This is a genomic window from Comamonas sp. (assembly GCF_036643215.1).
GTDB lineage: Bacteria > Pseudomonadota > Gammaproteobacteria > Burkholderiales > Burkholderiaceae_C > Comamonas.
The window spans coordinates 1-7,796 of the sequence record NZ_JAVXSJ010000060.1 but is presented as its reverse complement, the minus strand read 5'-3'; the positions used below and the strand labels follow the sequence as shown (position 1 = coordinate 7,796).

General features: G+C 59.9%; 8 protein-coding genes. 5 read left to right on the top strand and 3 right to left on the bottom strand.

The genetic code is table 11. The annotated features are described in order from the left end of the window. From RSF91_RS19200 to RSF91_RS19180, 5 genes are all read left to right on the top strand, one after another. On the top strand, positions 1-848 hold an 848-nt coding region (locus RSF91_RS19200), incomplete at its 5' end, for a sodium:proton antiporter (RefSeq protein WP_332569914.1). Between the two features lie 132 nt (positions 849-980). After that, positions 981-1,973 (top strand): 2-hydroxyacid dehydrogenase, encoded by a 993-nt coding sequence (locus RSF91_RS19195; protein WP_332569913.1) that lies wholly within the window; start codon positions 981-983, stop codon positions 1,971-1,973. Between the two features lie 144 nt (positions 1,974-2,117). Further along, positions 2,118-2,525 carry a tautomerase family protein gene (locus RSF91_RS19190; RefSeq protein WP_198462191.1) on the top strand — a complete coding sequence of 136 codons (408 nt, stop codon included), beginning with the start codon at positions 2,118-2,120 and terminating at the stop codon, positions 2,523-2,525. Positions 2,526-2,871: 346 nt separating this feature from the next. Next, the gene (rmuC, locus tag RSF91_RS19185) at positions 2,872-4,404 is read left to right on the top strand and encodes a DNA recombination protein RmuC (RefSeq protein ID WP_332569915.1); all 1,533 of its coding nucleotides are present in this window, start codon (positions 2,872-2,874) and stop codon (positions 4,402-4,404) included. Beyond that, entirely contained in the window at positions 4,401-5,594 is a 1,194-nt protein-coding gene (locus RSF91_RS19180) for an MFS transporter (protein WP_332569912.1), read from the top strand. The genes rmuC and RSF91_RS19180 overlap by 4 nt, the downstream gene beginning before the upstream one ends. A gap of 54 nt (positions 5,595-5,648) precedes the next feature. On the opposite strand, the gene lapB is transcribed toward RSF91_RS19180, so the two are convergent. From lapB to RSF91_RS19165, 3 genes are all read right to left on the bottom strand, one after another. Further along, positions 5,649-6,806 (bottom strand): lipopolysaccharide assembly protein LapB, encoded by a 1,158-nt coding sequence (lapB, locus tag RSF91_RS19175; protein WP_332569911.1) that lies wholly within the window; start codon positions 6,804-6,806, stop codon positions 5,649-5,651. Then, a complete protein-coding gene (locus RSF91_RS19170) occupies positions 6,796-7,128 on the bottom strand; it encodes a LapA family protein (protein ID WP_332569910.1) in 333 nt (110 codons plus the stop codon). Before RSF91_RS19170 ends, lapB begins: the two co-directional genes overlap by 11 nt. A 111-nt stretch (positions 7,129-7,239) precedes the next feature. Next, positions 7,240-7,560: an integration host factor subunit beta gene (locus tag RSF91_RS19165; RefSeq protein WP_332569909.1), complete on the bottom strand. Its 321-nt coding sequence runs from the start codon at positions 7,558-7,560 to the stop codon at positions 7,240-7,242. Positions 7,561-7,796 lie beyond the last annotated feature (236 nt).

Sequence of the window (7,796 nt, the reverse complement as noted above, 5' to 3'; positions counted from 1 at the left end):
AGGGTGTGGACTTCTTCTGGACGGTGCGCCATATCTGGCAGCCCATGCTGTTCCTGACGCTGGCGCTGCTGGCGATCTTTTATGTGATTGACCACAAATTGATGGGCGAAAAGGGTGAGACCGATTTGCCCGACCCGACCCCCTGCGTGGATGTGACGGGTGCGCAAAGCCGCCTCGGCTTTGACGGTCGTGTGAATTTTGTGCTGCTGGGTGTGGTGGTAGTGCTGGTGCTGATCAGCGGTATCTGGCGCACGCCTGTGGGCTTTGAGATTGCGGGAACCCATGTGGGTCTGCCCGGTCTGGTGCGCGATGTGGGCTTGATTGTGGTGGCTCTGCTGTCCCTCAAACTCACGCCTGCTCGCGTGTATCAGGCCAATGATTTTGGCTGGGGACCCATGCAGGAAGTGGCCAAGCTGTTTGCGGGTATCTTCCTGACCATCATCCCCGTCATTGCCATGCTCAAGGCCGGTGTGGATGGCCCGTTCGGCGCAGTTGTGCGTGCTGTGACTAATGGGGACGGTACGCCTAACCCCGCCATGTACTTCTGGGCCACCGGTGTGCTGTCGTCCTTCCTGGATAACGCTCCCACCTACCTGGTGTTCTTCAACACCGCTGGTGGTGACCCTGTGCACCTGATGACCGATATGGCGCTGACGCTGGCGGCTATCTCGGCAGGCGCTGTTTTCATGGGTGCCAATACTTATATTGGCAACGCGCCGAACTTGATGGTCAAGGCTATTGCAGAAGATCGCGGCGTGAAGATGCCGGGATTTTTTGGTTACATGATCTGGTCGGTTTGCATTCTGGTGCCGCTGCTGGTGCTGATGACGCTGATCTGGTTTAAGTGACCTAAATGACTGCCTCCCTCTGAGGGGGATGGCATCCCCGCTGCGGGGCAGCCCTTGCTGGATGCCCTTGCATACGGAGTGCGCCCAATGTGGGTGATGCTTTCAAAAATAGATGGAAGAGGAGACCAAGTGATGAGTACCAAGCCCCGCATTCTGATTGCCCGTGCCATTTCCCCTGAGGTGGTAGAGCAGTTGAAGCAGCACTTTGACGTGCAGTCCAACCAGGACGATGTGGTGTGGACGCCAGAGGAGCTGGCTCAGCAGTTGCAGGGCAAGGACGGGGTGCTGACCACCGGCTCGCAGCGCATTGATGCGCAGTTGCTGGCGGCTTGCCCGCAGCTCAAGATCGTGGCCAATATGGCGGTGGGCTACAACAATTTTGATGTGCCCGCCATGACTGCCGCAGGCGTGCAGGGTACCAATGCCCCCGATGTGCTGACGGAGACCACGGCTGATTTTGGCTTTGCACTGCTGATGGCCACGGCGCGCCGCATTACCGAGAGCGAGCATTACCTGCGCGCAGGGCTGTGGAAGGACTGGCACTACGACCTGTTTGCGGGCGCTGAGGTGCATGGCTCCACGCTGGGTATTCTGGGTATGGGTCGCATCGGCCAGGCCATTGCCCGCCGCGCGGCTTATGGTTTTGGCATGAAGGTGATTTATCACAACCGATCGCGCCTTGATACAGCGATGGAGGCGGAATGCAAGGCCGCTTATGTAAGCAAGCAAGAGCTGCTGGAGCGTTCTGACCATTTGATGCTGGTGCTGCCCTTCACGCCTGAAAATCGCCACACCATTGGCGCGGCAGAGATTGAGCAGATGAAGCCCACAGCCACCCTCATCAATATTGCGCGCGGCGGTATTGTGGATGATGCGGCTCTGGCGCAGGCATTGCGTGACAAACGCATTGCGGCGGCTGGTCTGGATGTGTTTGAGGGCGAGCCCGCTGTTCACCCCGATCTGCTCACGGTGCCCAATGTGGTGCTGACCCCGCATATCGCCAGCGCCACCAAGGGCACGCGCACGGCCATGGCGGCTTTGGCGGCAGATAACCTGATCTCCTTTTTCGCCGGCAAGGGCGCGTTGACGCCGGTCAATCTGCTGGGTGGCTCGGGCCTGCACTAGGCTTGTATTAGGCTGCCTCACGTCATATCAGTTTGAGGGTTGGCGTATGGTCTGGCAGCCTTGCTGGATTTGATAATTTGAGCCCGCTTGCGCCGCAGTCATTGCATCAGCGCGGCGGGCTTTTATTTTCTACAGAGACAGCACATGCCTTTCATCCGCACCAGCGTCCACAAGGACACCACGCCCGCCCAGCGCCAAGCCATCGTCAACGGTATTCATCAGGCACTGATCGATGGCATCGGCATGCCTGCCGACGAGTTGTTCAACATGGTTGACGACTATGACGAGCAGAAGTTCTTCTTCAGCCGCACCTTCAACGGCTACCAGCGCTCGGATCGCGTGGTCGTGGTTGAAATCACCATGCGCCGCGGCCGCAGCGACGCCATGAAGCGCGCCCTGTACGCCAACATCGCCGCCAACCTGGAAAAAGATGCTGGCGTGGCACCAAGCGATGTGTTCATCTTCACGCATGAAAACGACTACTCCGACTGGTCCGTGGGTGGTGGCAAGTTCGCCATGGCCATTGCCCAGCAGGTCGGCCCAGACGCCTGAGGCTGCGGCCTGAGTCACCAAGGCGGCAGGCCGCCGCGCCACTTTTGACGGGATTGATTTCACCGGGACGGTGTGGACTGATAATTTGCAAGCGCGCGAGTGCTTGCAAACGTCAGTCTGCAGCTTCTGCGTGCATAAAAATCAATACAAATAATGGCTGTAGCGCTTATTCATAAGGCGCTGGCAGCTATTAAAACAAGAGTGCGAAAGGCGTGGCAAAACAGTGACTACGTGGTGGCTTGGGTTGGCGGCAGTGGCCGCATTGATCGTGGTCTTGCTCCTGGTGCTGCTTTGGTGGCTGCAGGGCTTGCGCCGACAGACAGAGCTTGCGCTGGGCCCGGATGCCATGCGGCTGCAGGCCCAGTTGCTGCAAGGCTTGCAGGCATTGGATGTGCGGTTGCAGCAGTTGGAGCGCAGCAGCCAGAGCACGCAGCTGACGGTGGCCAAAAGCGATGGTGCGCTGGACCGCGTGACCCAGCATGTGCAGACCCAGCTGGCTCAGACCCAGCAAGATGCACTGGCCGCAAGGCGCGAGCAGGCCACGGCATTGACTGCTTTTCGTGAAGAGGTTGGGCAGCTGGCGCAGCGCCTGACGGCGGACAGCCAGCAGGCACGCATCGCATTAGAACAAAGCAGTGCCGAGCAGACGGCCCATGTGCAGCGGCGCTTTGAAGCGCTGGCCGAAACTACACGGGGCACGCTGGACTCACTCAAGGGCGATATTCAGCAGCAGCTCACCCACATGAACACCAATATGGGTGCCGCGCTCAAGGACCAGCTGGGCAGCAATGGCGAGCAATTGCGCCATCAGTTTGCGGTGCTGCAAGATGCTGTGAGTCAGCAGCTGGGTGGGCTGGCGCAAGGCCAGCAAATCTCCGCAGAGCAGCTGCGCGGCACACTGAACGAGCGTCTTGCCACCATTCAAAGCGATAACGCCACCAAGCTCGAAGAGATGCGGCGCACCGTCGATGAAAAGCTGCATGCCACGCTGGAGCAGCGACTGGGCGAGTCCTTCAAGCAGGTCAGCGACCGGCTGGAGCAGGTGCACAAGGGCTTGGGAGAGATGCAGACGCTGGCCGGCAGCGTAGGCGACCTCAAGCGCGTGATGACCAATGTGAAGTCGCGTGGCACCTGGGGCGAGATGCAGCTGGGCAACATCATCGATAACGTGCTCACGCCAGATCAATACACCAAGAACGTCAAGACCGTGCCGGGCAGCGATGAGCTGGTGGAGTTCGCCATTCGCCTGCCGGGCCGTAGCGACGAGCAGCCGGTGTGGCTGCCCATGGATGCCAAGTACCCGGTAGAGCATTACCAGCGCCTGCAGGATGCGCAGGACGGCGCAGACCGTGTGGCCATAGTGGCTGCGGGCAATGCGTTTGAGACCTCCATCCGTGCCGAGGCCAAGAAGATTGCCAGCAAGTACATTGCACCGCCATTTACGACGGACTTTGCCGTGATGTACCTGCCCACCGAGGGGCTGTTTGCCGAAGTGCTGCGCCGCCCCGGTCTGGTTGAAGCCCTGCAGAACGAAAGTCGCATTGTGGTCACCGGCCCCGCCAATCTGGCGGCCATGCTCAACAGCTTGCAGATGGGCTTCAAGACGCTGGCGATTGAAAAGCGCTCTTCGGAAGTCTGGGGCGTGTTGGGTCAGGTCAAAACCGAGTTTGGCAAGTTTGGTGATGTGGTGGATGCCGCACGCAAATCCATTGACGCGGCAGCGCGCAAATTTGATCAGGTGGGAGTGCGCACGCGTGCCATTCAACGGCAGTTGCGCGATGTTCAGGCTTTGCCCGATGCGGGGCAGGAAGAGGGTGCATTGCAGCTCCCGGCCGTTCCCCTGAGTAGCGACCAGATTAGTGCCGAGGACGAAGAATGAATGCCGCCTTGCTGCGCCTGATTTTGGCGCAAGTCTGCATTCACGGCAGCATGACGGGCATGCGCATGGCCACGCCACTTCTTGCGCTCAAAGAAGGCTATAGCGCTGCGGCGGTGGGCATGTTGCTGGCGCTGTTTGCGTTGACTCAGGTGTTTCTCTCGCTGCCCGCAGGCCGTTATGCAGACCGCCATGGACTCAAGCGCCCGCTGATCATCAGCGTGGCGGCAGCTTGCACAGGGGCGGGGCTGTCGGCCGCATTTCCGGTCTATCCGGTGATGTGCCTGAGCGCGCTGCTGACGGGTGGTGCAGCAGGCACGGCCTTGATTGCCCTGCAGCGCCATGTGGGCCGCATGGCGCACAACAAGGATGACTTGCGCAAAGTCTTCAGCTGGCTGGCCATTGGCCCGGCCTTCTCCAATTTTCTGGGGCCGTTTGCAGCGGGCTTGTTGATTGACTATGCGGGCGGAGAAGCTGCCAGCGAGACAGGCTTCAGAGCCGCGTTCTTGCTGCTGGCTCTGATGCCGCTGGCCGCCTGGTTCTGGGGGCGTGGAGTGCCGGAGTTGCCGTCTAAAGATGTGGCTCGCAGCGATAAAAAAGCGACGGCTTGGGATCTGGTGCAAAACCGTGGCTTCAGGCGCTTGCTGTTGCTGAACTGGGCGCTGTCATCGTGCTGGGATGTGCATACCTTTGTGGTGCCGATTCTTGGACATGAGCGGGGTTTGCCCGCTTCGGTCATCGGTACGATTCTTGGTGCATTCGCCATTGCCGCTGCAGTCATTCGCATGCTCATGCCTGTCATCACGCGTCATCTGGCCGAGTGGCAGGTGGTGCTGGGTGCCATGGTCTCTGCCTGCGCGCTGTTTATCCTCTACCCCTTTATGCCCGGGGCGTGGAGCATGGGTGCTTGTTCGGTAGTGTTAGGTATTGTGTTGGGTTCGGTACAGCCCATGGTGATGAGCATGATTCACCAGATCACACCCGCCGAGCGTCATGGCGAGGCGCTGGGCCTGCGCATGATGGCCATCAATGGCTCCAGCGTGCTTATGCCCGTGCTATTTGGCTCGCTGGGTGCGGTGGTGGGAGTTTCCGCCTTGTTCTGGGCGGTAGGTGCTCTGGTCGGCGTTTCAACACGACTGCCCTGGCTGATTGGGCGTGAGGACATGCCCAAGGGAGAGTGGGAGCAGCATTAGCTTTTACTGCACCAACAAAAAGAGCGCTCAAGGGCGCTCTTTTTGATTTCAGTTTTACAGCTCTTCTACCCTGCGGGCCGGGTAACTGTCCCAGCTCTGGCAGCCGGGGCAGTGCCAGAAATGGGTGCGTGCCTCAAATCCGCAGGCTGCGCAGCGGTAGCGGGTTAGCGGCTTGGTGGCATGGTTCAGGGCTTTTTGCACCGTGCCGTGGTATTGCTCCTCGGACAGTGTTTCGCCCTCCAGCCACTGCGCTGCGGCCACCAGAGACGATTCGCGCTCTAGGTGGTTGACCAGGCGCAGGCGGCCAGGTGCATCGGGCTGGCTGCTTTTCTTGTCCAAAGCCACCAAGGCCTGTAGCAGGTCAAGCGACGGAGCCTGCTCATAGTGCTTGAACAGCAGTGCGCGTGTTGGCTCAATCTCGCCAGTGGCTTCGGCCACTTCCACCATCAGGCTGGCGGCCAGAGGGAGGGCTGCGGGGCTGTTTTGCGCCAGCGCCTGCAAGCTGGTCAGCGCCTGTGCTGACTGGCCTTGGCGGTGTTGCAGCTGTGCCAGTTCAAGGCGTGGGCGCGGGGCTTGTGGTGCGGTTTCAAGCGCTTGCTGCAGCTGCGAAAATGCTTTGTCGAGCTGGCCGCGTGCGACTTGCGCTTGTGCGTCTTCACACAGATAGTGGGCAAGACGGGTGCTGAAGTCGCCCTGAGCGGCAGCCTGCATTTTGCGCACGATGGCTGCGGCTTGTGTCCAGTCGCGTGAGCGCTCGTAGATGGCCAGCAAGGAAAGGCGCGCTTCGGCCTCGTATTGCGTGCCTTCAAGGCGGTTCAGGGCCTCTTCGGCGCGGTCCAGCAGGCCAGCCTTGAGAAAGTCCTGCGCCAGAGCGTGCTGGGCACGGTCACGGTCGGGGCGGGAGAGGTCAGCGCGGCTGAGCAAGTGCTCGTGCACTCGCACGGCGCGGTTGTATTCGCCTCGGCGGCGAAACAGATTGCCCAGTGCAAAGTGCAGCTCGGTTGTATCGGGGTCGTTTTGTACGGCCTCGATAAACGCATCAATGGCCTTGTCCTGCTGCTCGTTGAGCAGAAAGTTCAGGCCTTTGAAATATGCCTTGGGAGCCTGGCGGTTGTCGGCGCGCACCTGGCGTAAATCCCAGCGAGAGGCCAGCCAGCCCAGCACAAAGGCGACGGGCAGGCCCAGCAAAATCCAAGTCAGATTAAATTCCATGAATGTCGCTTGGCGAAAGGGTCGAAGAAGAACTCTGCTCTGCGGCAGCCGGTGCTGCGGGCGTGTTTGCTGCGGCTTGCTGTGCCTGCTTGGCGGCATGCGCCTCACGGGCTGCTGCGCGGTGCTTGAGCCAGCGCGGCACCATGCCCAGTACGCCGACAAACAAACCCAGCGCAAATGCCGTCAGCACCACCAGTACCAGCGGTGCAGTCCAGGCCGTGCCAAAGAAAAAATGCACGGTGCTGTCTTGCTGGTTGTTGAGTGCGAATGCAAACAGAGTGAAAAAAATGGCTGCCTTGAGCAGCCACAGCAGGTATTTCATGCTTCCCCTTGTGCCTCTTGTATGACGGGGAGATTTTAGGCCAGCCTGTGTGCAGACTGGTCAACAGGCAAGAGAGTCAGGCCAGACAGGTGCAAAAAGGCACCTGCTGCTTCAGGTTGTCTGTTGTGGAGAGGGGGTTGGGTCGTCGGTCTTCAAGTTGTCCACGGCTTCGCGCAGGGCTTTTCCTGGCTTGAAGTGGGGAACGCGCTTGGAGGGGACTTGCACAGATTCGCCGGAGCGGGGATTGCGGCCGATGCGGGGCTGGCGGTGATTGATGGCAAAACTGCCAAAGCCGCGAATTTCAATGCGGTGACCGCGCACCAGTGCATCGCTGACGGCATCCAGAATGGTTTTGACGGCCTGCTCGGCATCACGTTGGTTGAGTTGGCCAAATTGGGCGGCAAGTTCTTCTACGAGATCGGATCGGGTCATCGGGCAGCGGAAACTAGGTTGAAAACAACAACGGGCGCACAAGGCGCCCGTTGTCTTTGACGCTTAGCGGTCGATCAGGCTAGCTGACCGACCAGCTGAGGCAAGTGATTACTTGTCTGCGTCCAGCTTGGCGCGCAGCAGAGCGCCCAGGCTGGTGGTACCAGCGTTTTCCTTGGAGGACTGAGCCGACAGAGAAGCCATGGCTGTCTGCTGTTCAGCGTGATCCTTTTGCTTGA